General features: G+C 42.4%; 22 protein-coding genes. 19 read left to right on the top strand and 3 right to left on the bottom strand.

Annotated elements, in window-relative coordinates:
* Window positions 1-685 precede the first annotated feature (685 nt).
* The 5 genes from A5875_RS12440 to A5875_RS12420 all read left to right on the top strand — a co-directional run bounded on the left by A5875_RS12440 (window position 686) and on the right by A5875_RS12420 (window position 5884).
* Window positions 686-2932, top strand: a complete 2247-nt coding sequence (locus tag A5875_RS12440; protein ID WP_088933893.1) for a glucosaminidase domain-containing protein — start codon at window positions 686-688, stop codon at window positions 2930-2932.
* 16 nt (window positions 2933-2948) lie between these two features.
* Complete coding sequence (lepB, locus tag A5875_RS12435) at window positions 2949-3515, top strand: signal peptidase I (RefSeq protein WP_088933892.1); 567 nt, start codon at window positions 2949-2951, stop codon at window positions 3513-3515.
* An 18-nt stretch (window positions 3516-3533) separates the two neighbouring features.
* Complete coding sequence (locus tag A5875_RS12430) at window positions 3534-4277, top strand: hypothetical protein (RefSeq protein ID WP_088933891.1); 744 nt, start codon at window positions 3534-3536, stop codon at window positions 4275-4277.
* 18 nt (window positions 4278-4295) lie between these two features.
* A complete protein-coding gene (locus A5875_RS12425) occupies window positions 4296-5399 on the top strand; it encodes a hypothetical protein (protein WP_088933890.1) in 1104 nt (367 codons plus the stop codon).
* 164 nt (window positions 5400-5563) lie between these two features.
* Window positions 5564-5884, top strand: coding sequence for a DsrE/DsrF/TusD sulfur relay family protein (locus A5875_RS12420; protein WP_088933889.1), 321 nt, complete (start codon window positions 5564-5566; stop codon window positions 5882-5884).
* Between the two features lie 42 nt (window positions 5885-5926).
* Here A5875_RS12420 and A5875_RS12415 read toward each other — a convergent pair whose 3' ends face one another.
* Complete coding sequence (locus tag A5875_RS12415; RefSeq protein ID WP_088933888.1) at window positions 5927-6337, bottom strand: hypothetical protein; 411 nt, start codon at window positions 6335-6337, stop codon at window positions 5927-5929.
* Window positions 6322-6774 carry a LytTR family DNA-binding domain-containing protein gene (locus tag A5875_RS12410; RefSeq protein WP_088933887.1) on the bottom strand — a complete coding sequence of 151 codons (453 nt, stop codon included), beginning with the start codon at window positions 6772-6774 and terminating at the stop codon, window positions 6322-6324. The genes A5875_RS12415 and A5875_RS12410 overlap by 16 nt, the downstream gene beginning before the upstream one ends.
* Before the next feature lie 215 nt (window positions 6775-6989).
* Here A5875_RS12410 and A5875_RS12405 point away from each other — a divergent pair, with 215 nt between their 5' ends.
* The 3 genes from A5875_RS12405 (at window position 6990) to A5875_RS12395 (ending at window position 9723) form a co-directional block, all read left to right on the top strand.
* Complete coding sequence (locus A5875_RS12405; RefSeq protein ID WP_088933886.1) at window positions 6990-7520, top strand: helix-turn-helix domain-containing protein; 531 nt, start codon at window positions 6990-6992, stop codon at window positions 7518-7520.
* A 149-nt stretch (window positions 7521-7669) separates the two neighbouring features.
* Window positions 7670-8098: an effector binding domain-containing protein gene (locus A5875_RS12400; RefSeq protein WP_088933885.1), complete on the top strand. Its 429-nt coding sequence runs from the start codon at window positions 7670-7672 to the stop codon at window positions 8096-8098.
* Between the two features lie 338 nt (window positions 8099-8436).
* A complete protein-coding gene (locus tag A5875_RS12395; RefSeq protein ID WP_088933884.1) occupies window positions 8437-9723 on the top strand; it encodes an L-lactate MFS transporter in 1287 nt (428 codons plus the stop codon).
* A gap of 55 nt (window positions 9724-9778) precedes the next feature.
* On the opposite strand, the gene A5875_RS12390 is transcribed toward A5875_RS12395, so the two are convergent.
* On the bottom strand, window positions 9779-11698 hold the full coding sequence (locus tag A5875_RS12390; protein ID WP_088933883.1) for a BglG family transcription antiterminator: 1920 nt from the start codon (window positions 11696-11698) through the stop codon (window positions 9779-9781).
* 178 nt (window positions 11699-11876) lie between these two features.
* Here A5875_RS12390 and A5875_RS12385 point away from each other — a divergent pair, with 178 nt between their 5' ends.
* The 11 genes from A5875_RS12385 to A5875_RS12335 all read left to right on the top strand — a co-directional run bounded on the left by A5875_RS12385 (window position 11877) and on the right by A5875_RS12335 (window position 22502).
* Window positions 11877-12191, top strand: a complete 315-nt coding sequence (locus tag A5875_RS12385; RefSeq protein WP_088933882.1) for a PTS sugar transporter subunit IIB — start codon at window positions 11877-11879, stop codon at window positions 12189-12191.
* A 30-nt stretch (window positions 12192-12221) separates the two neighbouring features.
* Window positions 12222-13490, top strand: coding sequence for a PTS sugar transporter subunit IIC (locus A5875_RS12380; protein WP_176244669.1), 1269 nt, complete (start codon window positions 12222-12224; stop codon window positions 13488-13490).
* 21 nt (window positions 13491-13511) lie between these two features.
* The gene (locus A5875_RS12375) at window positions 13512-13856 is read left to right on the top strand and encodes a PTS lactose/cellobiose transporter subunit IIA (protein ID WP_088933881.1); all 345 of its coding nucleotides are present in this window, start codon (window positions 13512-13514) and stop codon (window positions 13854-13856) included.
* A 98-nt stretch (window positions 13857-13954) separates the two neighbouring features.
* Window positions 13955-15385 (top strand): glycoside hydrolase family 1 protein, encoded by a 1431-nt coding sequence (locus A5875_RS12370; RefSeq protein ID WP_088933880.1) that lies wholly within the window; start codon window positions 13955-13957, stop codon window positions 15383-15385.
* Window positions 15385-15984, top strand: a complete 600-nt coding sequence (locus A5875_RS12365) for a YitT family protein (RefSeq protein ID WP_088933879.1) — start codon at window positions 15385-15387, stop codon at window positions 15982-15984. The genes A5875_RS12370 and A5875_RS12365 overlap by 1 nt, the downstream gene beginning before the upstream one ends.
* A gap of 112 nt (window positions 15985-16096) precedes the next feature.
* A complete protein-coding gene (locus tag A5875_RS12360) occupies window positions 16097-16531 on the top strand; it encodes a MarR family winged helix-turn-helix transcriptional regulator (RefSeq protein ID WP_088933878.1) in 435 nt (144 codons plus the stop codon).
* Window positions 16532-16534: 3 nt separating this feature from the next.
* The gene (locus tag A5875_RS12355) at window positions 16535-17914 is read left to right on the top strand and encodes an MATE family efflux transporter (RefSeq protein ID WP_088933877.1); all 1380 of its coding nucleotides are present in this window, start codon (window positions 16535-16537) and stop codon (window positions 17912-17914) included.
* 129 nt (window positions 17915-18043) lie between these two features.
* Entirely contained in the window at window positions 18044-18382 is a 339-nt protein-coding gene (locus tag A5875_RS12350; protein WP_171004954.1) for a hypothetical protein, read from the top strand.
* Window positions 18383-18454: 72 nt separating this feature from the next.
* A complete protein-coding gene (locus A5875_RS12345) occupies window positions 18455-18883 on the top strand; it encodes a MarR family winged helix-turn-helix transcriptional regulator (RefSeq protein WP_088933876.1) in 429 nt (142 codons plus the stop codon).
* A gap of 75 nt (window positions 18884-18958) precedes the next feature.
* Window positions 18959-20725: an ABC transporter ATP-binding protein gene (locus tag A5875_RS12340; protein ID WP_088933875.1), complete on the top strand. Its 1767-nt coding sequence runs from the start codon at window positions 18959-18961 to the stop codon at window positions 20723-20725.
* The gene (locus A5875_RS12335; RefSeq protein WP_088933874.1) at window positions 20718-22502 is read left to right on the top strand and encodes an ABC transporter ATP-binding protein; all 1785 of its coding nucleotides are present in this window, start codon (window positions 20718-20720) and stop codon (window positions 22500-22502) included. The genes A5875_RS12340 and A5875_RS12335 overlap by 8 nt, the downstream gene beginning before the upstream one ends.
* Window positions 22503-22651: the final 149 nt, after the last annotated feature.

The following is a 22651-nucleotide window of genomic DNA, read 5'->3' as shown; positions in this document are numbered from 1 at the left end:
TTTGAAATATAGCTAGATGTAAGCAAGCATAGAAAAGAAAGCGGATACATGCGCGTGGATTGCTTATTTTTACCCAAAAATTAAATTTTATATTTTAAAAATGGCTGAGACATTCCTTATAAATGCGGGTAGAATAATATTGTAACCAATGGTGTGCGTAATGAAGGTGTTTCCTCTGGTTTATGAGACTATCGAAGGATTTCATTTTGAGAATTTTTAAAGTGGTCAGTTGTCTACTATTAAAGTACATAAAAAAACAAATAATATACATAAGAGATCCGGTCATTGTAATTTCTGTCTCTTATACACATCTAGATGTGTATAAGAGACAGACATAAGAGATCCGGTCATTGTAATTTTATTACTGACAGCATGCTGAAGGTTGATGGGTACTCAATCAATGAATCATGTTGATAGCATCTTTCCTTATCAGGAAAAGCCAAAATGCCGCGAATCAGTGAAATATTGTGACTTATCAGATGCTAGTTAGAGTCTTAGCGATGAGCGGCGTAGGATGATCAGCATTCATTGGTAACTTGTAAAGAATGGATGCATCATTATCGAAGTTTGAATCAAGGATGCGGATTATTGTCAGCATCCTTGATTTTTTTTAAATCATTGGTTGCCCCAGTATTTTTAAAGAATACTTAGCTTGATTTAGGAATAGAAAGAAGGGGAAATGTTCATGAAAAAGATTGTTATGGCAATTTGTGGGGTAGCAGTATTTTGTTGGGGAGTAGCTAGCTTGCGCAGCGGGGCACTAAAAGCTGATAACTTACTTCAAGAATCTTCTGTCGTGGAGACGACAGTTCCAGAAAGCTCAACTGTGGCAGAACCGGCGCCAGCTGTACCGGAAACTCCAGCTGAGCCGGCAGAAAGTCCAGAAACTCCGGCGCCGGAACCGCCTGTAACTGAGCCGCCTGCTGTGCCAGAGACACCGGTGGAACAAGCGCCAGAAGAAAATACGTCGGCAAAGGAGCCTGTTCCGGAATCAACGCCGGAAAGCAGTACGGTTGAACCGCCGAAGAGTGAAAGTTCGGCCACTGAAAGCACGACTAACGGAGAAACAACGAGTGAAAGTTCAACTGGCGGGACTACTACAAGTCAAACGTCCAGTTCAACGACACCTAGTACTTCTACAAGCGATACTTCAACTTCTAGCAGTACTCCGAGCAGCACTACCAGCTCAAGCAACGGTGGTTCGACAGGGACGACGACAACTAGTTCGTCTACACCGCCACCAGCGACTAGTCAGGAACAGCCGCAGCCGAGCACGCCGTCGGTTCCGACGTCACCAGGCTCGATTCAAAATCCGGCACCAAACACGCCAACACCGCCGGCACCAAGCGAACCTAAAGTTCAAGCTAGCACCGCTGTTATCCAAGATACACCGGATGCTTTTTCTGAAACCAGTACCTTACAACTACCAAGTGAATTGAAGACAGCCGAAGTCGCTCAATCAGATTTGAAAGGCTATGAGCTGCCCTTGCTTTCTAGTTTCGAAAATAAAGCACATGCGGCATTGATCTATGATGGAATCAAAAAACTTGGGGTTGAACAAGAGCAGGATTTCAATGTAGAACAATTAGCGGCTAAGCTTTACAGCGATCTTTTCGCGATTGAAATCACAGGAACACCTGAAAAGCAGACAGACGAGATCAGTGTCGGCAGTTTGCTTTATCAAAAGAAAAATAATCAGCTTGAAGTGATCGGGATATACATCGGCAAAGATTATTACTTAACGGTTGAAGATGTAGAAGTAGAGGCATCCGCGGATTCAACAAATACCGAGGACGCTGATGCAAAAGAAGCTGATCCGAACGAGGATAAAGAAGCTACCGAAGATTCAGCTGAAAAAGAAAAGCAGCGTCAGGTCGTTTTACAGCCGATGGATATTGATGAAGAGCTGTTAGTGCAAGCTTTGCCAGAGGTTACTTTGACTGAATATGGTCAAACGACCTTGGCAGAATACCCTGCTTCGATCAATTTCACCGAAAATGAAGCGTCGAAGAAATTCATTTCGACGATTGCGGAAGATGCACGCAAGCTGGGACAAGAATATGATGTTTTTGCATCAGTAATGATTGCTCAGGCATTGTTGGAAAGCGGTTCTGGCAGCAGCAGCTTATCGTTGCCACCGAACTATAATCTTTTCGGAGTGAAGGGAACCTATCAAGGACAAGCCGTCTCCATGGCGACTCAAGAAGATCGCGGAAATGGGGATCTGTACTCGATTAATTCCGCATTTCGCAAGTATCCAAACTATGCCGCTTCATTAGGTGACTACGTTCAATTATTACGTGGCGGCATCTCTGGCAATGACGGGTACTATCAAAAAACTTGGCGTTCGACTGCGAAGAATTATTTGCGATCAACCCATGCGCTGACGGGAACTTATGCGACAGATACATCTTATGATAGAAAGTTGAATTCGATCATCGCGGTCTACAATTTGACGCAATACGATCGTGTAAAAGTCGATCAGTCATCAGGGGTCTTTATTAAAGGTAAAGATGAGATTCCAGAAGAATATCGCTCTATGATGCGCTATCCAGATTATAACGGAGTCAATTACAATACCTCAGGTTCGTATCCAGTTGGACAATGTACTTGGTACGCCTTTAATCGTGTGAAACAGTTAGGAAAGAGCGTTGACGACTTTATGGGCAATGGCGGTGAATGGGGAACAAAAGGCAAAGCATTGGGTTACGAGGTTAGTCGCGAACCTAAAGCAGGCTGGCTGATTTCCTTCACACCGGGGACGGCCGGATCAGATCCGCGCTATGGTCATGTAGCTTTTGTTGAGGCAGTTCGACCAGAGGGGATTTTGATTTCAGAAGGTAACGTATATGGAGGTACGGTGATTTCCTATCGTGTGATTGACGCGAACTTAGCGAAATCTGATTTAGTAACTTATATTAAAGCAAAATAAAGGGGTGCCATTACTCATGGCAAATAGGCGACACGAGCACGCAGAGGATCCGCCGCATGACAGGAGGGCAGTCATTTTAACTATCGTCCTTCTTATCATTTTATCTATAACGATGCTGTTTGTTATGAGAGGACAGTTACAAAAGCGCTACAGTGTTCATACAATTTCTGGGACTTCGATGATTCCTACGCTCACTGAAAGGGATCAGGTTCTAGTGAAAAAAAATGTTCAAATCCAACGCTACGATATTATTACGTTCTCAGTTGATAAGGAAGAGGGGATGTTTGTCAAACGCGTGATTGGTTTACCCGGCGACAGTATGTTTGTCCGAAATGATCGAATGGTTTTGAATATCGGTGAACAGGTTGATTTTGAAACAACGAACACGTTTCACCTATCGCCGACTGTGGCAGATGAATTTCAAACGTTAAACAGAATTCCAGAGGATGTTTATTTTGTGATCGGGGATCATGTTGATGTTTCTAAAGACAGCCGGACGTTTGGGTTTGTTCATCGGAAGTCAATCGAAGGAACTGTCCAATTCCGTTTCCCAGCGATTCATCTCGCTAAAGTAAAAAACTAAAAGAAAAGGGGAAAACACGTGATAATCATTAATTGGGTTTGCGTAGGGCTTATTATTATAGTGCTCCTAGTGTGGTTGTATCGAATGATTATCAACGTTCGATTGCAATTGATTAAGCCGCCGCGAGATGCTTCGGCGACTTTTCAGCGAAAGTTGGATTACGTCAAGCAAATTCAACAATCAAAGCATATATCGGCGTTATTATTCGTCACCTTCTGTTTAGCAGTAGTCCTTTTTTTGAATACTTTCAGCCTGTTTCAAGTGCAGGATCAGCTATATGCAGCCAATGAACAAAACAGCACGTTGAGAGATGATGTTCAGGTGATGAAGAAGGAACAAAAGAAGCTGATCAATAAGCTGCCGGTCAAAGAGTACCCTAAAGAAGGGCTTGGTCTGCAGGATTATGCATGGGATGAATTATTCACCGATGAAAGTCGCGAAAAGCAATACGCGATGGAGAGTGATCTTTCCAACAAACTCAGTCCTTACTTTGGTTTGCCGACGACCTTGATCGTCTTAGATATACCGACCCAAACGTTGAACATTGCTCTGGCGGGAGATTTGACTAGTGAAGATAATCGGCAGCAAATTAAAGATAATATCAAGTCGTTTGCGGCTGAAGCAGAGGGGGTAGTAAATCTGACACAGATCACCTTCCAGCTGAACGTAAGGGATGGCGAGCAGCAGAAACAAGATTATAGTTGTACTTTCTCTCGTGAGAATGGAGAAGATAAATTTGTAATGATTCAAGAAGAAGACTAACGGAAAGAAGGGAAAGCAATGGTAGCACAACAAAAGAAGAGCGGATGGTTTTTCAATAAGAACATTATCGATGAAATCAATTCCGTTCCGGAGGAGAAAGTGGAAAATGAAACGCAGGCACCAACACAAAATCAAACACCAACCCCAGCCCCAGCGCAGCCAAAATCTGCACCTGCATTAAAAATGGTTTCTGATAACACTGTTCCTGAGTCGCCGGAAAAACAGGCAGAAGAAATCAAAGAACTGAAACGTTTGATTTTTGAAAAGGAGCAGGTTTTACAGAAATATAAAAAAGAAATGACGGCTCAGACCCAGCAATTGACGAAGGAAAATGAAAACTATCGTCAATCAGTTTTACGAATGGGTGAGGAAAAGGCGCAAAACCGTCGTCAAATCCAAGACTTGGAGGCAGAGGTTCAACGAGCACGTCAAGAAGTTCAGCGACTAAAAGAAACGCAAGAGCTGGATAATTTGAAACAGCAATTAGAACAAGTGCAGGAAGAAAACAAAAAGCTGAAAGATTCAGTGGAACATTTGGCTACAGTTGAACAGGAGCTGGAAGAAATTCACGAAGAACATCAAGCGCTGGTTGCTCAGCAAAAAGATGAAGAAATCCAACGACTTGAAAAAATCCATCAACTGGAAGGTCAAATCAATGACCTTATTGCGGAGATCAATGAGAAGGACGAACAGTATTCTCAACTAGATAAAGTAATCGTTGAGAAGGATCAGGCGATGGATCGAATGATCGAAGAACAAGCAGCCAAAGAAGTTCAGGCAAAGGAAACGAGTGAACTACGTGAAAAGGTTGCGCAGCTCCAAGCAGAAAATGAGCAGTTGAAGCAAGATGCCGTTTCGACCCAGCAAGAAATTGGGGAAGTGTTGATTTCAGCACGGAAACAAGCCAATCGGATGGTAGAAAAATCTAAGATGGACGCTCACCGGATCATCGAAGAAGCCAAGAGAGAGTTGGCTTTGATCAATGAACAGGCGAAGGAAATTTCCGACGAAGTGATCGAATCACGTCAATCTATATTGTCACTATACGAAGAGATGCAAACCCGAGTAGATATCCTTGCGCAAGGAAAAATGCAGGAAAATGTCATCAATTCCGAAGATTAATGAATCATTTTAATTAAGGTATCGGCAGGTATAGGCTGATACCTTTTTTGGCGTGCACCTAGAGTCTTAGGCAGATTGTTTTTAGCGTTTGAAAACGCTATACTTTAAAGTGATTAGGATAAAAATATCTACCAAATTTTTTATCAATTAAAGGAGCGGATGAAATGAAATTAGCAATCATTTTGGAAACAAAGGAACACGAAAAAGCGTGGAATGCCTTTCGCTTTGGTGTGGCTGCGCTGAAGAAAACGCATGAAGTTAAATTTTTCTTGATGGGAGAAGCAGTAGAGGTAGAAAGCATCGAAGACGAACAGTATGATGTGCCAGCTGAAATGAAGAAGCTGGAGGAAAACGGCGGAGAATTATTGGCCTGCGGGACTTGCTTAAAATCTAGACAATTAGAAGATCAGACCTCTTGTCCGATCTCAACGATGTTTGATTGCGTTGAAATGGTGGAGTGGGCAGACAAGATCGTGACATTCTAACAAAATAAATTCCCTGACTTGGATCAGCAAGTCAGGGAATTTTTAGCTATTTAGCTGATTTAAACTGTTAGCCATTTTTTTGTTGTCGTATTTGGAATAAAAGTAGAAGGTAATGATGTGCAATATCAGGGTCAATAATAGTACGCCAATAAAGAATGGGCGGATAAAATCAAACATTTGAACGGAGTAAAGGTAGACGCCTGCATAGGCACATAAGGTATTAACCAGTGTACAGATAATAATGTTAGTCGATGCCTTCAAAGTTGAATAGTTCCATAAGTAGGGATAGATCACACCGAATACTAGGCCGACCAAGCTGCTGATCCCGATCAAGTGCCAGGTATAAGTGAAGGGGACCTGTGAAAATAAATCGGTGATGGAACAAAGAATCGTGATCCAAATCAACGATCCGAAAGCGGCTTGGAAGAAAGAATTTTTTAATTGTTTGAACATGAGAGTCTCTCCTTAATATTTTTTGCATAGTGACGGCTGACGACATAAGTAGTATCGGTTTTAGTTTGAACTTCTAAGCGGGCGTGTTCTCCTAATTGAAAAGATTGGATACTGCTTAGATTTAAAATCTGTGAATTATTGATCCGATAGAAGTTTTCCTTCTCTAGATTGATCAGTTCTTTAAGACGTTTTTGCATGAGATAGTTCTGCTGATTTAGCAAATTTACTTTGACGAGATGTCCCATCGTTTCGAATGATTCGATTTGATGTAACGGTAATTTAATTGAACGATTATTTTTTGGATCAATCACTAGGATTTCTTGTTCTTGATTTAAGTGTTTTTCAAGGTGCAGCAGCCTTGGTTTATTTTCCGGATTTGCGAAGATATCTATTTCGTTTAGTGCTTTTTCTTTCACCCAGGTAAAGTTGATATTCATGTGTTTCCTCCTTTGTGACTTTAGCATAGCAAGGATTTGCTACAGAAAGAATCTTTTTTTCGTTTGTTGCATTAAAAGATGTGTTTGTTGCAAAAGGAGTCCGCTAAATAAGGAATGTCAAATAATACTTGCGCGATAAAATGGGTAAGCAAGCGGGGCTTTCTAGTATAATTAAAAAAGAAACTCTATCATTAAATGAAGAGGGAGGGATCACTGTGATTGCTGAAATTTTGAAGGCGCAAAGAAAAAAGCGGGGACAGACGCAACAAGAAGTGGCGGAGATTTTTAATGTGACGCGCCAAACGGTCTCGAATTGGGAGAATGAGAAAAATTATCCTGATGTTCCAACGCTGGTGGCTATCAGTGATTATTACGAGATCTCTCTTGATTATTTGATGAAAGGAGATGCGAAGTATATGGCTAAGATGGCAAACGAGGCGAGGCTGCTGCAGACGATCCGGATCGGATTGTTTTCAGGAATTTGTGGGGGAGCGCTGCTGGTCTTTTCAATTATTAGTTTTTTGACAGCGTCCAATGGCGGCAGACTGGAAAATATTATCCCAGTTCAGCTTTTGATCGTGATCGCAGCGATATGGTTGTGTGTGATCCACTTCAAAAATCTGAAAGAGGAAATGGCTGCTCCTATTCGAACGGCCGCCAGTGTTTTCTTATTAGCGGCTTTATTTGTGACACTTTTATGTTTGATGATTTTCATTCTTGCAGCGACGGGATTGATTCATTTCTAATGGTTTTGTTACAGGTATTTCAGTAAGCGTTTTTATTGCATTGGCTAGATGAGGGGCATATATTTAGCATGTAATACGTGAATCCCAGATTTTCTTTATTGGAAGAAAGTTTAATGATAGATAGCTACGAAGAAAGAAGGAATCTAGTCATGTTGAAGATAGTTGAGAGAGAAGCGGTGACGGTTCATGGATGGCTGACGACTTTGCAGCCGTCGAATTCGCCGGAGGAATTGGCTGAGATGAGCAAACAAAAAATGCGAGCTAAAGAAGAGTATGCTTCGAAAATTGAGGGAGAGCTGTTGGCTGTGAATGCGGTGATCGATGGGGATCAGTGTTATCTGATCGGTGATACCGAAACGGCAGAAACACGTCCCTCGGAGTTCGAGCTGCCCGCTGGAACTTACGCATGCTTTGATTTGAGCTACACAGATCAGGTAGAGCTGGATCAATTAATCGGTCAGAGTTACGGCGAATTGATGCAAAATGAGACCTATCAAATTGCCGGTAATTTTAATTTAGAGGAATATACAAGTGTCGGAAAGCTGTCATTCTATGCGCCAGTTAAGAAAAAGGCATAATAGTAGACGAAGGGATTCACTTTGGAATAAGGGACTGCTAAGCGTTGATCGTTTAGTGGTCTTTTTATTAACAGAAAATTCAGTCTGATCTAGGTTGAACAGCTTAAAAATAGGGGAAACTTCTATCAAAAGTACCAGCAAAAATTCTTTTTTTTAATAACGTCGAATATAATCGGATTATATTAAAATTTTTGTTGAATTTAAGTAAATGAGAGCGTATACTCGTGATTATTGGGTGTTTGAAAAAAATATTTTTTTAAATAAAAAAAGATAACAGATGTTATCTCTTTTTTATCGCACTCAAACAGACAAATGGATTGAAATCAGGAGGGAAAAGAATGCGCAGGGAAAAAAATAGATGGCTGATCGCCTTATCAGGAGTAGCGATTCATCTGTCTATCGGTTCAGCATACGCGTGGAGTGTATTTAAAGAACCGATCAAAGAATTGACGGGATGGGACAAATCGTCGATCTCTTTTGCATTTAGTTTAGCGATTTTCTGTTTAGGAACATCAGCGGCGTTTATGGGGAAATTTGTGGAGAAATTTGGCCCGAGAAAAACCGGAACGGTCGCATCGATTTTATTTGGTTTAGGAATTATTTCGACGGGGTTTGCTATTTCTAGTCAATCTTTGCCAATGCTGTATCTGACTTACGGAATTATCGGCGGGATTGGTTTAGGAGCGGGGTATGTCACACCTGTGTCAACGATGATTCGCTGGTTCCCGGATAGAAAAGGCTTGGCTACCGGACTTGCTATCATGGGCTTTGGTTTTGCTTCCATGATCACCGGACCGATCGCCCAACAATTAATGGTGCGTGTCGGTGTTTCTAATACCTTCTATATTTTAGGGGTTGCTTATTTCTTAGTGATGTTCACTGCTTCGCGTTATTTGGAAAAACCGCCAGTTGGCTGGACGCCGGCAGGCTTTGAAGCGCCAGAACCAAAAGAAGAAGTGAAGGTCCAATACAGCGGTGTACAATTGACCGCCAATCAAGCAATCAAAACCAAAACATTTTGGTTATTATGGTTTATGCTATTTCTAAATATTACTTGCGGAATCTCGCTTGTTTCAGAAGCTTCGCCAATGGCTCAAGAAATTACCGGAATGTCAGCTGGAATGGCTGCTACGATGGTCGGTGTGATGGGTGTCTTCAACGGCTGCGGCCGTTTGGTTTGGGCGCTGATCTCAGATGTCTTAGGTCGAAAAAATGTCTTTACGATTCTTTTCGTGATCGATATCGTCGTTCTATTGAGTTTATCAGTAGTAAATTCACCATTGCTGTTTGCAGCATTGATTTGTCTATTGATGACTTGCTACGGTGCAGGCTTTTCGATCGTGCCCGCTTATATCGGGGATGTTTTCGGTTCGAAAGAAGTCGGTGCGATTCACGGTTATATCTTAACTGCTTGGGCTGCGGCCGGAATGTTTGGTCCGATTTTCTTAGGCAAGGTTACTGAGATGTTCCATTCTTATACGAATGTTTTACGAATCTTCGCAGTTTTAGCGTTGGTTGGTTTCACAGCTTCGATGATTATTCGTGCGGCGATCAAAGGATTAGCTAAAGCGAATACGAATGAGAGTGCAGCAGGTGCAAACTGTGACAACACTAAAAAAGCGTAAAAAGTAAATTTAAAGCGATTGAAATCAATTTGATTTCAATCGCTTTTTTGTCGTATCAATAGTTTCTTTTGATCTTTGAGTAAATAAATGAGCGGAAGTCTGCGAAATTCTGGATTTTTTTGATTTCTTGATAGCTTTGGGCCGTGTCGAATAAGGAGATCAGGGCTTCATAGATATCAGTAAATAGTCGTCGATCGATATCGTTGATCGCGGCTAATAAAACGACATGGACTTTTTTATCTCCCCATAGAAGGCCTTTTTCAGAAATGGCGACACTGATAACAGTTTGGTGTGCATCCATGTAGACAGAATGAGGAATCGCGATCGCTTCAAAGGCTGTTGAGGAGGCCCGCTCACGCTCTAAGACGTGCTCTTTAAACTCAGCAGGGACGATGTTTTCCGCTTCCAGCACTTGGCACAGCTCATTGATCACTGCTTCAGAGCAATCGGCGGCTAATTGGCTGGTGAAAAATTTCTCGTCGAAGTAATCATCGAAATTTTTTCGCAAAATACTTTTCTTTCGATCCAATCGAATATTTCCTATTTCAGTAATCAGTGTCATGCGTTGTTCTTCGGTAAAAATCGGAGAGACTTCGATCACAAGAAAATCCGGTGTTTCTGGAACAGGCAATGTCGTTATCAAAAGTTCGAAGTCTAAATCCTCGGTTTCCGAAAATTTGGAGACGACCGTTTGAATAATCAAATCGTTGCCGAAATGGTGATTCAGTTTTTCATAGAGCTGCTCGTCTAGGTTCATATATTTGGGACAAAGCAGGACGGTTCGAATCTTCGAAAGGTTTCTCTTTTGTCCTTCCAGCTCAGAGCCAATGTGTAAGGCAATATAGGCGGTCTCATCTTCACTGACAGATATGCTGAAGCGATTGCTCAAACGTAAGGAGATGTACACGGCGACATCGTAGACCATCGGAAAATCTTTTTTCAGCGAGCTCACCATCGGGTTTTTCAACGAGGTTTGCTGCTTGGCGCGTGAAAAAAGTCCGCTGACATGCAAAGAAAAAGGAACGATGAAGTTCTCACTCATTAAATTAATCCCAAAGGTTTGTCGGACATCCTCTAAAACAACATCGACTGCCTGAGAAATCTCCTCACCCACGATCTGTTCCAGCTCCTTCAAATTATTCGAAGGAATATAATTGGCATTTGCTTGAAAGATCATATGGATTTCTTCTTTTTCTAGACTATTCAAGGTCAGGTCAAATTCCTGTTCGATTTGTTCAATCATCTTTGTAACTAATTTGGCCTTATCTTCTCGCAGCCAAGAGCTGAACCAGTTGCGGCTGACCAGTGAGTTGTCATTTCGCACGGATTCTAACAGAATCAGCAGATGCAGCATCAGGTTAACGAAGGAAAAGTCATTCAAATGATAATTCGATTCCTGCATGATCGAATGGATAATCGCAGCGAGCTTTTCAATATCTTGCTTATCAAAGGTGGCCTCTAAAATTTGCTTATCGATAAATTTATGCGGCACCTCTTCAAAAATGATGTAGGAAATCAGGCGGCGCTTTTCTTTTTCTTCGCCGATGATTTGGATCTCATCTTGCTTGAGGATAAATTTCACGTGGTATTTCTCATAGGCTTTGTTCATTCGTGAAAGATCTGATTTAAGTGTGGAGTAGCTGACGAACAGTTCCTCCGAGAGATCGAAAATATTGAGCTGCTGATTTTCCATCAAAATCCGTTTAATAATGAAAAAGGAACGCTCCTTAAATGTCTGAGGTAAAGCGGTATCATTTTTCGGCTCTTCTAATAATTTTTCAGCTTCCTCGCGAATAACCGTGTAGCCTGCATTAGAAGAAGCGATTACTGGTGCTGCTCCTAGTTTGTTTAACTCGTAAATATAATTTTTGACTGTCCGCATAGACACGTTCATTTTTTCAGCTAAGATTCTTGAAGAGATAGGGGTGTCTTGCTGCAGCAGTAATTTTAGCAGGTATTCTTGCTTTTCCTTCATATCCTCATCCCTCCATAAGTCATTTTATTTATTATAGCGTGAATTTGCGGAAGAAAAAATAGTGAGTTGCACGACCTGCGTGCAACAGTCTAGTTGAGGGAAATAGTAAAAATCGAAATAATAGAGATGTAAAAGAGAACAGCACGTGCAGAAAAAAACAATTTTGGAGGACTTTATCATGGAAACTTTAAATATTTTATTATGTTGTGGCGCAGGAATGTCTAGTGGTTTTTTAGCACAGAAAACAAGAAAAGCAGCGAAAAAACGCGGGATCTCCGGTTCGATCGATGCTCGTAGCGAAAGTGAAGTGGCTTCTTATTTAGAGTCGATCGACATCTTATTGCTGGGCCCTCATTATGCTTCTTTCAAAGAAGAGATGGCTGAACAGGCTGCACCTCACAATGTTGTGGTGGATGTGATCCCGCAAGATATTTACGGCATGCTGGACGGTGAAGGGTTGTTGGACTTCGCGATCAGCAAATTAGAAAAATAAACTCATCAATTATTAGGAGGAACAAGCAAAATGAAAAAATTTATGGATTGGTTGGCGAATTCATTTGCTCCAAAGGCGAAGCAGCTGACTCAAAAGCCTTCCGTTGCCGGCTTATCGAGTGCGATGCAGAAATTGATTCCCTTCATTATGACAGGCTCGATCGTCTTCTTTTATAACGTTTTTCGCTCGTATATTCCGCAGCTGCCTGATTTAGGCAATATTTCAAATTATTCATTCGGCATGATTGGCATGATCGCGGCTTTTATGGTGGCGAATCAATATATGGAAAAGTTCAAGCATCCTAACTATTCCATCACAGCAGGAATCGTATCTGTCTGTGTTTTGATGATGACGCTGCATCCAGTCGGTGCCAAAGAAGGTGTCTATGACATGGGACGAGTTGGACCAACAGGGATTTTGATCGGTGTAATCGTCGGTGCAGTTGTTAGTGTCATCTTCCATTATTTCAGCAAATTGCATCTGCTGCAAAATTCGGAGCTGCCGGATTTTGTCGTGGAGTGGATCAATAATATCATTCCGATTTTCTTGAGCTTAGCACTATGGTCAACCATGATCTTTGCATTGAAGATTGATGTTTTCGAAGTCATCATCAACTTGTTTGAACCGATCCAAAGCTTTGGTCAATCATTACCAGGGTTAATCTTACTTGTTTTGATTCCGGCTTTCTTTTATTCAATGGGGATCTCAACGTGGTTGTGGTCAGCTATTCAAAATCCGATTTTTATCGCAGGGATTGCTGCCAATGCACTGGCCCTTAAAAATGGGGATGTCGGCATGAATATCGTAACGAATGAGACCGTCTACAGTTTAGGCTTGATTATGATGGGCGGAACAGGTGCTACGTTAACACTGAATCTATTGATGTGCTTCTCAAAAGCCAAGAAATTAAAAACACTCGGTCGCATTTGTATCGGACCATCACTCTTTAATATCAATGAACCGATCGTCTTCAGTACGCCGGTCGTTATGAATCCGATCTTGATGATGCCGATGTGGATCAATTCCATCACCGGAAGCTGTGTTGTTTGGTTTGCGATGCGGGGCGGCTTGCTGAATATTCCACAGGAGTTGATGCAGGTGGCTCAGATTCCGGCACCAATCTCCAGTGTAATGATCCTGCAAGATTTCCGAGCGGTTCTCTGGTATGTTCTTTTGTTCGCGATGTACTTGATTACATGGTACCCATTTTTCAAGGTTTATGAAAAAGAGGTATTGGCGGATGAAGTCAAAGAAGAACAAGCGGCAGAAGAATTGTCTGCTCCTGTAGAAGCTGTATAAAAATGGACGAGGTGAAAAAAGATGGAAGAAACAGAATTGCTTGAAGAGGAAAACGAACTGATTCCAGTCGCAATGCAGATTATTTTGCATGCGGGAAATGGACGGACAAAAGCACAAGAAGCAATCAAGTTTGCTAAAATGCAGGATTTTGATGCGGCCTACGAAGCGTTGAAAGAAGCGAAAGAAAATATTGTTTTGGCGCATCGCTCGCAAACAACGATCATTCAAAATGAAGCGGCGGGAAAAAGCTATCAGCCATGTCTGCTGTTTACTCATGCCCAAGATCATTTAATGACGATTACGAGTGAAGTCAACATGACCAGAGATTTGGTCGATATGTTTGAATTAGTAATGAAGAACAAATAGCTGGGAACTGTTCCCGGCAAAATAAATCAGTAAAACCTGAAGCAGTCCGTTATTGACTCATCCTTCAGTTTTAATAAAAGATGAGGAGCGAGAAGAATATGAACAATGCATTTCCAAAAGACTTCCTATGGGGAGCGGCAACCAGCGCGTATCAAGTAGAAGGCGCGGCACAAGAGGATGGGAAAGGACTATCCCAACAAGATATCATCAACAGTGAACGGCACGAAAAATTCGGCTTTGCCGATGCCAGCGTTGCGAGTGATCATTACCATAAATATAAAGAGGACATTGCCCTCTTTAAGGAAATGGGTTTTACCAGCTATCGATTTTCGATTGCTTGGTCGCGGATTTTTCCAAATGGCGATGATGTGGTCAATGAAGCAGGTATCCAATTCTACCGCGATTTGATCAAGGAATTAAAAGACAATGACATTGAACCGATCCCAACGTTGTACCATTATGATCTGCCGTGGCCATTAGTCGAAAAATATGGCGGCTGGCTGTCTCGCGAAGTGGTGAAGGATTTTGAAGTGTTCGCGAAATATGTCATCAATGAGTTCAAAGATGATATCAAATATTGGATCACCATCAATGAGCAAAGCATCATCGTGCAGTACTGGACGCAAAAATGCTATGTGCTGCCAGAATATCAAGATAACAATCAGCTTCGCTATCAAATCAATCACCATATGAATTTGGCACAAGCGGTAGCCGTTAAGCTAGCTCATGAAGTCGGCGCTAAAGCAGGACCGGCCTTAGGTTATGCACCAGTCTACGCGCGAACTTGTAAACCAGAAGATCAGATTGCCGCGTTAAACGCCAATGATCTGCGTAATGCCTATTATTTAGATGTCTATTTCCGCGGTTACTACAATGTCGCAGCGTTGACCTATTTGAAACAAGCCGGCTTGGCTCCGGAAATGGAAGAGGGCGATGAACAGTTCTTCGCAGAAAATCTATCTGATTTCTTTGCCATCAACTACTATGACAGCCAATGTGCCCATGCTTGTCCCGAAGGTGAGGAACGCCGTTGGTCCGGCTATAACTTATCTGGTAAAAAAGGCGATATGTCCGGCTTTGAAACACATCCCGGCTTCTATCAAATGTGTTCAAATCCGGAATTGCGGACAACTGATTGGGATTGGGCGATCGATCCAATCGGCTTGGAATATGTTTACCGTGATCTATACACGCGCTACCGTGTGCCATTTATGATCACCGAAAATGGGTTAGGTGCCTATGATGAGCTGACGCCGGATGGGAAAGTTCATGATGACTATCGTATCGATTATTTAAGAGAACACATCCAAGCAACGAAACGAGCGATGGATATGGGGGTAGAAGTCGTTGGTTATATGCCTTGGTCAGCGATTGATCTGCTGTCTACCAGCAACGGCTACAAGAAACGTTACGGCTTGATCTACGTTGATCGCACAGACGATGATGTCAAAGAATGCAAACGAATCAGAAAAGATTCCTTCTATTGGTATAAAGAGGTAATTGCTTCAGACGGCACGAACTTGGATTAATGAAGATGCTTTTACGAAATGTGATTTCCGTTTTGGGCTCCTCCTTGGTCGGAGTCGGTGTGGGGCTTTGTGTTGTGACCGGTTTAGGGGCGGATGCCTTGGGCGTTTTATGGGAAGGATTAGCAAAACATCTGCCGATTACAGTGGGTCAGGCATCTTTGCTGGTTACCTGCACCTGTTTGCTCATCGTAGCTTTAATTGATAAAAAGGAGCTAGGCTTGGCGACCATTTTGAACCCGATCGCTACCAGTATTTTTACGGATCTGATGATCAAACAAGTAACGATACAAGGAGAAGTAGTTCTAAAGCTGCTGATTGTCATACTTGGGATTTCCTTTATCGGGATCGGCTCTGGAATTGCAGCGGCAACGAATGCAGGAAAAGAAGGCTATATCGCTCTGAGCTTTGCTCTAGCGAATCGCTTGTCGATCGATTTAGCGAAGATTCGGATCGGTCTGGATCTGATCTGTTTTGTGACCGGCATGTTTTTAGGCGGAAAGTTCATGGTGGGACCGATCATCGGCGTGGTGCTGATTGGTCCGCTGCTGAAGGTGACTACCCAATATTGCGGAAAGAAAATACAACCATTGTTAGGATGAAACGATTGAATTTAATTTCAATCGTTTTTTTTCTGAAATAATGGTTGACCGCTCAACTATTGTTTGATAAGTTAGTTGAGTAGTCAACTATTTTATTTGGAAGGTGTGAATCATGAAGCGAAGTGTGGGACGTTTGATTTCGATTTTATATCGAAAAAATCAAATTTATTTAAATTCGGTGATGAAGCCGCTAAATATCTCGACAGCCGAGCAGCCGATCTTAATGTATCTTTATCGTCATAACGCGGTGACGCAAGAAGAAATTAGTGCGTATCTTCAAGTAGACAAGGCTTTAACGACGCGAACCATTCAATCATTATTGGAAAAAGGTCTGGTCACAAAGGAAAAGGATGAGCAGGACAAGCGCTGCAACAAGATTTCTTTGACTCAAAAGGGTTTTGATATGCGCGAAGCGATGGTGGAGAAGTTTGTCGGCTGGAACAAGATCATGCTAGAAGGAATGGACGAATCGAAGCGTGAATTGCTTTTTGAGCTGTTAGAGGAAATGGTTGAAAAAACTGAGCAGTATGATTTAAAGGGAGGATAAAAAATGGAAGCAGCAAATCCGTTAGGGACTGAAAAAATTTCAAAATTACTATGGCGTTTCTCGATTCCAGCCATCATCGGAATGGTCGTAAATGCGCTGTATAATGTGGTGGATCGAATCTATATCGGTCATGCTCCGGGGTTGGGAGCGAATGGTTTGGCAGGGATCACGATCGGCTTTCCGATCATGATCATCTTATTATCAATCGGTATTTTGTTTGGTGTAGGCGGTGCGACTCTTTTTTCGATGAAATTAGGAGAAGGCAAATCCGAAGAAGCTGAGCTTGCGTTAGGCAATGCTTTTTCTCTGCTGGTTTTCAGCGGACTTTTATTTATGGTTATGGGGCATTTATTCTTGTCGCCAGTCTTGTCAGCATTTGGTGCTAGTGAGAAGGTCTTGCCTTTTGCGATGAGCTATATGCGGATCATTTTCTCAGGTGCCGTTTTTCAAATTGTCAGCATCGGACTGAACAACTTTTTACGCGCAGATGGACAGCCTAAGCTGGCGATGATCACAATGTTCATGGGTGCCGGGGTCAATATTATTCTTGATCCAGTATTTATCTACGTCTTTGATATGGGGATGGCCGGTGCAGCGTTTGCGACGATCCTTTCGCAATTTATTTCAATGGTTTGGATTTTATCTTATTTTCTAAGCAAACGCAGTCATCATCAAATTCAAGTAAAAAATATGGCGATCAAGGCTCATGTCGCTACTCGAATAACAGCATTGGGAATGCCCAATTTCTTATTACAACTTGGAAATAGTGTGCTGAATGTCGTATTGAATATGACCCTTCTGAATTATGGCGGAGATATTGCCGTTTCCGGCATGGGGATCGTCAACAGTATCCAGACGATTTTACTGATGCCTATTACAGGTCTTGTTCAAGGGGCACAGCCGATCATCAGCTTTAACTTTGGTGCCAAGAAATTCAAACGGGTGAAAGAAACGCAAAAATATGCGATCTTGGTCGCAACTATAATTGTTTGTCTCGGTTGGCTGGCTACTCGAATAATGCCGGAGCAATTGGTACGGATGTTTAACAATGAGCCTGAGCTGCTGACCTTTGGGGCAAAAGCTTTACAAATCTGGTTCCTGTGTTTGCCGGTCATTGGGTTTCAAATCGTTGCTTCGAATTTTTTCCAGGCAACCGGACGGACTCGTCAAGCGATCTTTTTAACGTTGACGCGCCAAATCATTTTATTGATTCCAGCAATCTTACTTTTCTCTCAAATGTGGGGAATGGACGGTTTGCTCCACGCGGCGCCTTTTGCTGATGCGGGTGCCGGACTTTTGACGGGTGTCTTTTATGTTATCGGGGTCAAACGCCTGAGCAAAGAAGAGTCCGCGTTGGAAGAATTGAATTACGAAGCGGAATAAAGCTATTATGAAACGAAGGTATGTCACTTTTGACATGCCTTTTTTTCGTGGAATGAGCATATTCATTTCTTTTTTGCACTCAAGGATTGGAAGAGACTATAATGAAGGCAGAAGTCAGGAGGGTGAAAAATGTTGGTTGTAAGTCTTATTGAAAAAGCAGAGGTCGACTCAATCCCGTTCTTATTCGGTGCTTTAGGAATAGTTGTTTTGGTTGTTAGCCTACAGCCGTATACTGGTGGACTCGGTTATCGCGGGATCGCCTTTGTAGCTTACGGCAAACGAATCTGGCAGTTTTCCAATCGCTTGTTTGGCGGGCTATTTACGCTAGGCGCGTTTCTGCTGTATTTACTGTTTAAGTTAGGGGATATTTCTGCTGGTAATAAGGCGATTATCGCGATAATTACTTGCTTTATTTGCAGCCTTATCAGCGATCTTATTACGTTATATGTAAAACGACGACCTAATTAACAACGAAGGTTGACAAAATAAAAAATTGCGTTTAACATAGTTAGCATGATAACTATTTAAGGAGAGAATCGTATGAATGAGCCAGAAACTATTGGTTTCAAGATCAGAGAGTTATCTCTATTGATCGGCAGGTATATGGAGCGAACGAATGAAGATGGACATATTAGAGGTCCGCAGGGGTTTGCACTAGGGTACTTGGTCAATAATCGAGATAAAGAAATTTATCAAAAAGATTTGGAAGAACGATTATCGATTCGAAAACCCACCGCCAGCAATTTAGTTGACCGTATGATCAAAAATGGTTTTTTGACGACTGCTCCGTCTCAAAAGGACAAACGCCTGAAACGCCTGATCGTGACCGAAAAAGCGATCCAAGCTACGATCGAAATAGAAAAACAGATCGAAGATAGCGAAAAAAGGATGAAGCAGGGCGTTTCAGAGGAAGAGTTAGCGCAGTTTTTTGCTACGCTGGAAAAGTTCAAACAAAACATTCAACGCTAATCTGGTTGTTAAGACGATCAGATTTCTATTCCCGCTAATAGTTAGCATGCTAATGTACAAGCAAGGAGGACGCTTATGATACAACTAATAAAACGAACCAATACAAAAGAACGATTACTGGTGCTGGCAAGTGTTCTATTTATCATTTGTCAGGTATGGATGGACTTGAAGGTACCCGATTATATGTCACAGATCACAACTTTGCTGCAGACACCGAGCACAGCTATTAGCGAAATTTTAAAACCCGGCGGCTGGATGGTCTTGCTATCCTTGATGAGCTTTGTCTTTTCATCAATCGTCGGTTTATTTGCTGCAAAATTGGCAGCGAGTTTAACCTGCCGCTTGCGTCAGGATATGTTCGGCAAGGTTATGGATTATTCCGCTCATGAGATTCAGCAATTTTCGATTCCCAGTTTGACCACTCGGACGACCAACGATTTAACCCAAATTCAACAGATAGTGGCGATGGGCTTGCAGCTGATGATCAAAGGACCGATCACCGCGGTTTGGGCAATTTTTAAGATCGCTGGAAAAAACTGGCAGTGGACGACAACGACAGGCATCGCCGTATTGGTATTGCTGATCATGTTGTCGGTCATTTTAACCTTGGTGCAGCCGCGCTTTGCCAAAGTTCAACAGCTGACTGACAAAGTAAATAGTGTTACACGAGAAAATTTAACCGGACTACGGGTGGTACGGGCATACAATGCTGAAGACTACCAAGAAGAAAAATTTGAAGCAACGAATCAAGAACTAACAGCGACGAACTTATTTACAGGACGAGTAATGGCCTTGATGAGTCCGGGGATGAGTTTGATCTCCGGCGGACTGACGCTTGCGGTTTATTGGATCGGGGCTTATATGATTCAGCAGGCGCAAGGGATGGTGAAGCTCACATTGTTTAGTGACATGATCGTCTTCTCCTCTTATGCGATGCAGGTGGTCATGAGCTTTGTTTTAATGTCGATGATTTTCATGATTTTGCCGCGGGCGACGGTTTCCGCAAAACGGATCAATGAAGTCTTAGCCAAGGATTCTTCCGTAGAGTTTCCGGAAGCAGGCGAAAAGGTTCAGCCGGATGTCAAAGGAACGGTGGAATTTGATCATGTATCATTCCGTTACCCTGATGCTTCTGAACCCGTACTTCATGAAATCAACTTTAAAGCAGAACAAGGAGACACAGTCGCCTTTATCGGTTCGACGGGCAGCGGGAAAAGCACGATCTTGAATTTGATTCCGCGTTTTTATGAAACCAGCGAAGGAACGATCTCAATCGATGGTCAGCCGATCAATACTTACAGCCATGTGAATCTGAATGATATCGTCGGCTATATTCCGCAAAAACCAGTGTTGTTCAGCGGAACGATCCAGTCGAATCTGGATTTTGGGAACAGCAAGAATGATCCTTTGGATGAAGAAAAAATGGAAGAAGCACTTTCGATCGCACAAGCTAGTGATTTTGTTAATGGAAAAGAAGACAAGCTGAAAAGCCATGTTGCTCAAAACGGCAGCAACTTCTCCGGGGGTCAAAAGCAGCGTTTGGCGATTGCCCGAGTAATTGCCCGCAAGCCTGAGATTTTACTCTTCGATGATTCCTTCTCGGCGTTGGATTATACAACAGATAAAAAATTACGCGAGGTGCTAAAGGAGAAGTTAGCGGATACGACAAAATTGATCGTCGCTCAACGGATCAGTACCATCATGGATGCCGACCAGATCATTGTCTTGGATGAAGGCCGGATCGTTGGACAAGGCACCCACGAAGAATTGCTGGAGACAAACGACGTCTATCAAGAGATTGCCTATTCACAGCTGTCGAAGGAGGAATTAGTTAATGGATAACACATTAGATAGTATTCAAACACAATCACAAGAACAGCCTTTAAAATCTAACATTCTAAAGGCGCTGAATCAGTTCAAATGGCCTTTGATCATGGCGATCGTATTTGCCACGATCGGAAGCATTACGCAAATCGTTGGTCCGAATCGTTTAAGCGAGATCACGGATCTGATCACTCAAGGATTGGGTGGTTCGATCAACCTTACGCGTATTAGTCAGATAGGATTGAGTTTAGTTATTCTCTATGGGATGGGTTCGATCCTTTCCTATTTCCAAGGCTTCATCGTAGCGACCGTCACGCAGCGTTTTTCTAAACAGCTGCGGCGTCAGATTTCAGAAAAAATCAACAACGTTCCCTTGAATTATTTTGATTCACACAGTCAAGGTGATACATTGAGCCGCGTAACCAATGACTTGGATACCGTGAGCCAATCGCTGAATCAAAGTTTGAGTTCATTGTTTCCGTCGATCACGCTATTTATCGGCTGTCTGGTCATGATGTTTCGGACGAATTTGATATTGACGATCACAGCGGTGGTTTCCGTTTTACTAGGCTTTTTATTAATGGCCGTTATTATGGCAAAATCACAGGTTCATTTTAATCAGCAGCAGCAAAAATTAGCTAAGATCAACGGCTTTGCGGAGGAAGCTTATTCTGGGCAGCAAGTCATCAATGCTTACAACGCGACCGAAGATATGAAATCAGAATTTGGTGAGATGAATCAGGATTTTTATGGCAGTGTTTGGAAGGCGCAATTCTTGTCTGGGATCATGCAGCCGTTGATGGGCTTTATCGGCAACTTCGGATATGTCGCAGTTTGTGTGGTTGGAGCTGTTTTGGCACTACGAGGGGATATTACGTTAGGTGTCATCGTGGCATTTACTGTGTACATCCGGTTGTTCTCACAACCCTTATCCCAACTGGCACAAGCCTTTTCTAACCTGCAATCGGCAGGAGCTGCGATGAGTCGTGTTTTTGAGTTCTTAGAAGAAGATGAACTAGCCGATGAGTCAGAAAAAACCATCAAATTGCACAACGCAGAAGGCAATGTCCGTTTTGAAAATGTCAGCTTTGGTTATGATAAAGAGCGGACGATCATTCATAATTTCAATGTCGAAGCAAAGGCCGGACAAAAAATCGCGATCGTTGGTCCAACCGGCGCAGGGAAAACGACGATCGTCAATCTGCTGATGCGTTTTTATGAAACGAATCGCGGAGAGATCGTGATCGACGGTGTTTCCACAAAAGACATGAGTCGTGAAGAAGTTCATGATCAATTTTGTATGGTATTGCAGGATACGTGGCTGTTTGAAGGGACGATCAAGGAAAATCTGATCTACAACCAGCAGCATATCTCTGATGAAACAGTCGTGAAGGCCTGCAAAGCAGTCGGGATCGATCACTTTATCCGCACCTTGCCAAAAGGCTATGAAACGTATCTGGATGACAGTGTCAGCTTATCAGTCGGACAAAAACAATTAATGACGATCGCTCGTGCGATCATCAAAGACGCACCGATGCTGATTTTAGATGAAGCGACCAGTTCTGTTGATACGCGAACCGAAGAATTGATCCAAGCAGCGATGGACAAACTAATGAACAACCGTACCTCTTTTGTGATTGCCCATCGTTTATCGACGATCCGCAATGCGGACCTGATTCTAGTCATGAACGAAGGAAATATCATCGAACAAGGAAACCACGAAGAATTGATGGGACAAAACGGTTTCTATGCAGATTTGTATAATAGTCAGTTTGAGAAAGAACAGCTGGCATAAGAAAGAAAAGCGATCAAAGGCGCGGAACTTTGATCGCTTTTTTTGTGTGGATGAACCTGTAAAAATGAATCTCCATTCACATGAATAATATTTCATGTTATTTTATCTTGACACGCTTTTTTGTGAGTGATAAAGTATCGATGTTGAAT

Origin of the sequence: Enterococcus sp. 3H8_DIV0648, from assembly GCF_002140655.1 — a bacterium.
Classification (GTDB): Bacteria; Bacillota; Bacilli; order Lactobacillales; family Enterococcaceae; genus Enterococcus_A; species Enterococcus_A hulanensis.
Note: the sequence above shows the minus strand (reverse complement) of the source record. Positions and strands in the feature narration are given on the sequence as shown.

Excerpts from the sequence above, each read along its gene's own strand:
- A5875_RS12440 (WP_088933893.1), top strand. The coding sequence starts at position 686 with ATGAAAAAGATTGTTATGGCAATTTGTGGGGTAGCAGTATTTTGTTGG.
- lepB (WP_088933892.1), top strand. The coding sequence starts at position 2,949 with ATGGCAAATAGGCGACACGAGCACGCAGAGGATCCGCCGCATGACAGG.
- A5875_RS12425 (WP_088933890.1), top strand. The coding sequence starts at position 4,296 with ATGGTAGCACAACAAAAGAAGAGCGGATGGTTTTTCAATAAGAACATT.
- A5875_RS12420 (WP_088933889.1), top strand. The coding sequence starts at position 5,564 with ATGAAATTAGCAATCATTTTGGAAACAAAGGAACACGAAAAAGCGTGG.
- A5875_RS12415 (WP_088933888.1), bottom strand. The coding sequence starts at position 6,337 with ATGTTCAAACAATTAAAAAATTCTTTCTTCCAAGCCGCTTTCGGATCG.
- A5875_RS12410 (WP_088933887.1), bottom strand. The coding sequence starts at position 6,774 with ATGAATATCAACTTTACCTGGGTGAAAGAAAAAGCACTAAACGAAATA.
- A5875_RS12400 (WP_088933885.1), top strand. The coding sequence starts at position 7,670 with ATGTTGAAGATAGTTGAGAGAGAAGCGGTGACGGTTCATGGATGGCTG.
- A5875_RS12395 (WP_088933884.1), top strand. The coding sequence starts at position 8,437 with ATGCGCAGGGAAAAAAATAGATGGCTGATCGCCTTATCAGGAGTAGCG.
- A5875_RS12390 (WP_088933883.1), bottom strand. The coding sequence starts at position 11,698 with ATGAAGGAAAAGCAAGAATACCTGCTAAAATTACTGCTGCAGCAAGAC.
- A5875_RS12385 (WP_088933882.1), top strand. The coding sequence starts at position 11,877 with ATGGAAACTTTAAATATTTTATTATGTTGTGGCGCAGGAATGTCTAGT.
- A5875_RS12380 (WP_176244669.1), top strand. The coding sequence starts at position 12,222 with ATGAAAAAATTTATGGATTGGTTGGCGAATTCATTTGCTCCAAAGGCG.
- A5875_RS12375 (WP_088933881.1), top strand. The coding sequence starts at position 13,512 with ATGGAAGAAACAGAATTGCTTGAAGAGGAAAACGAACTGATTCCAGTC.
- A5875_RS12370 (WP_088933880.1), top strand. The coding sequence starts at position 13,955 with ATGAACAATGCATTTCCAAAAGACTTCCTATGGGGAGCGGCAACCAGC.
- A5875_RS12365 (WP_088933879.1), top strand. The coding sequence starts at position 15,385 with ATGAAGATGCTTTTACGAAATGTGATTTCCGTTTTGGGCTCCTCCTTG.
- A5875_RS12360 (WP_088933878.1), top strand. The coding sequence starts at position 16,097 with ATGAAGCGAAGTGTGGGACGTTTGATTTCGATTTTATATCGAAAAAAT.
- A5875_RS12355 (WP_088933877.1), top strand. The coding sequence starts at position 16,535 with ATGGAAGCAGCAAATCCGTTAGGGACTGAAAAAATTTCAAAATTACTA.
- A5875_RS12350 (WP_171004954.1), top strand. The coding sequence starts at position 18,044 with ATGTTGGTTGTAAGTCTTATTGAAAAAGCAGAGGTCGACTCAATCCCG.
- A5875_RS12345 (WP_088933876.1), top strand. The coding sequence starts at position 18,455 with ATGAATGAGCCAGAAACTATTGGTTTCAAGATCAGAGAGTTATCTCTA.
- A5875_RS12340 (WP_088933875.1), top strand. The coding sequence starts at position 18,959 with ATGATACAACTAATAAAACGAACCAATACAAAAGAACGATTACTGGTG.
- A5875_RS12335 (WP_088933874.1), top strand. The coding sequence starts at position 20,718 with ATGGATAACACATTAGATAGTATTCAAACACAATCACAAGAACAGCCT.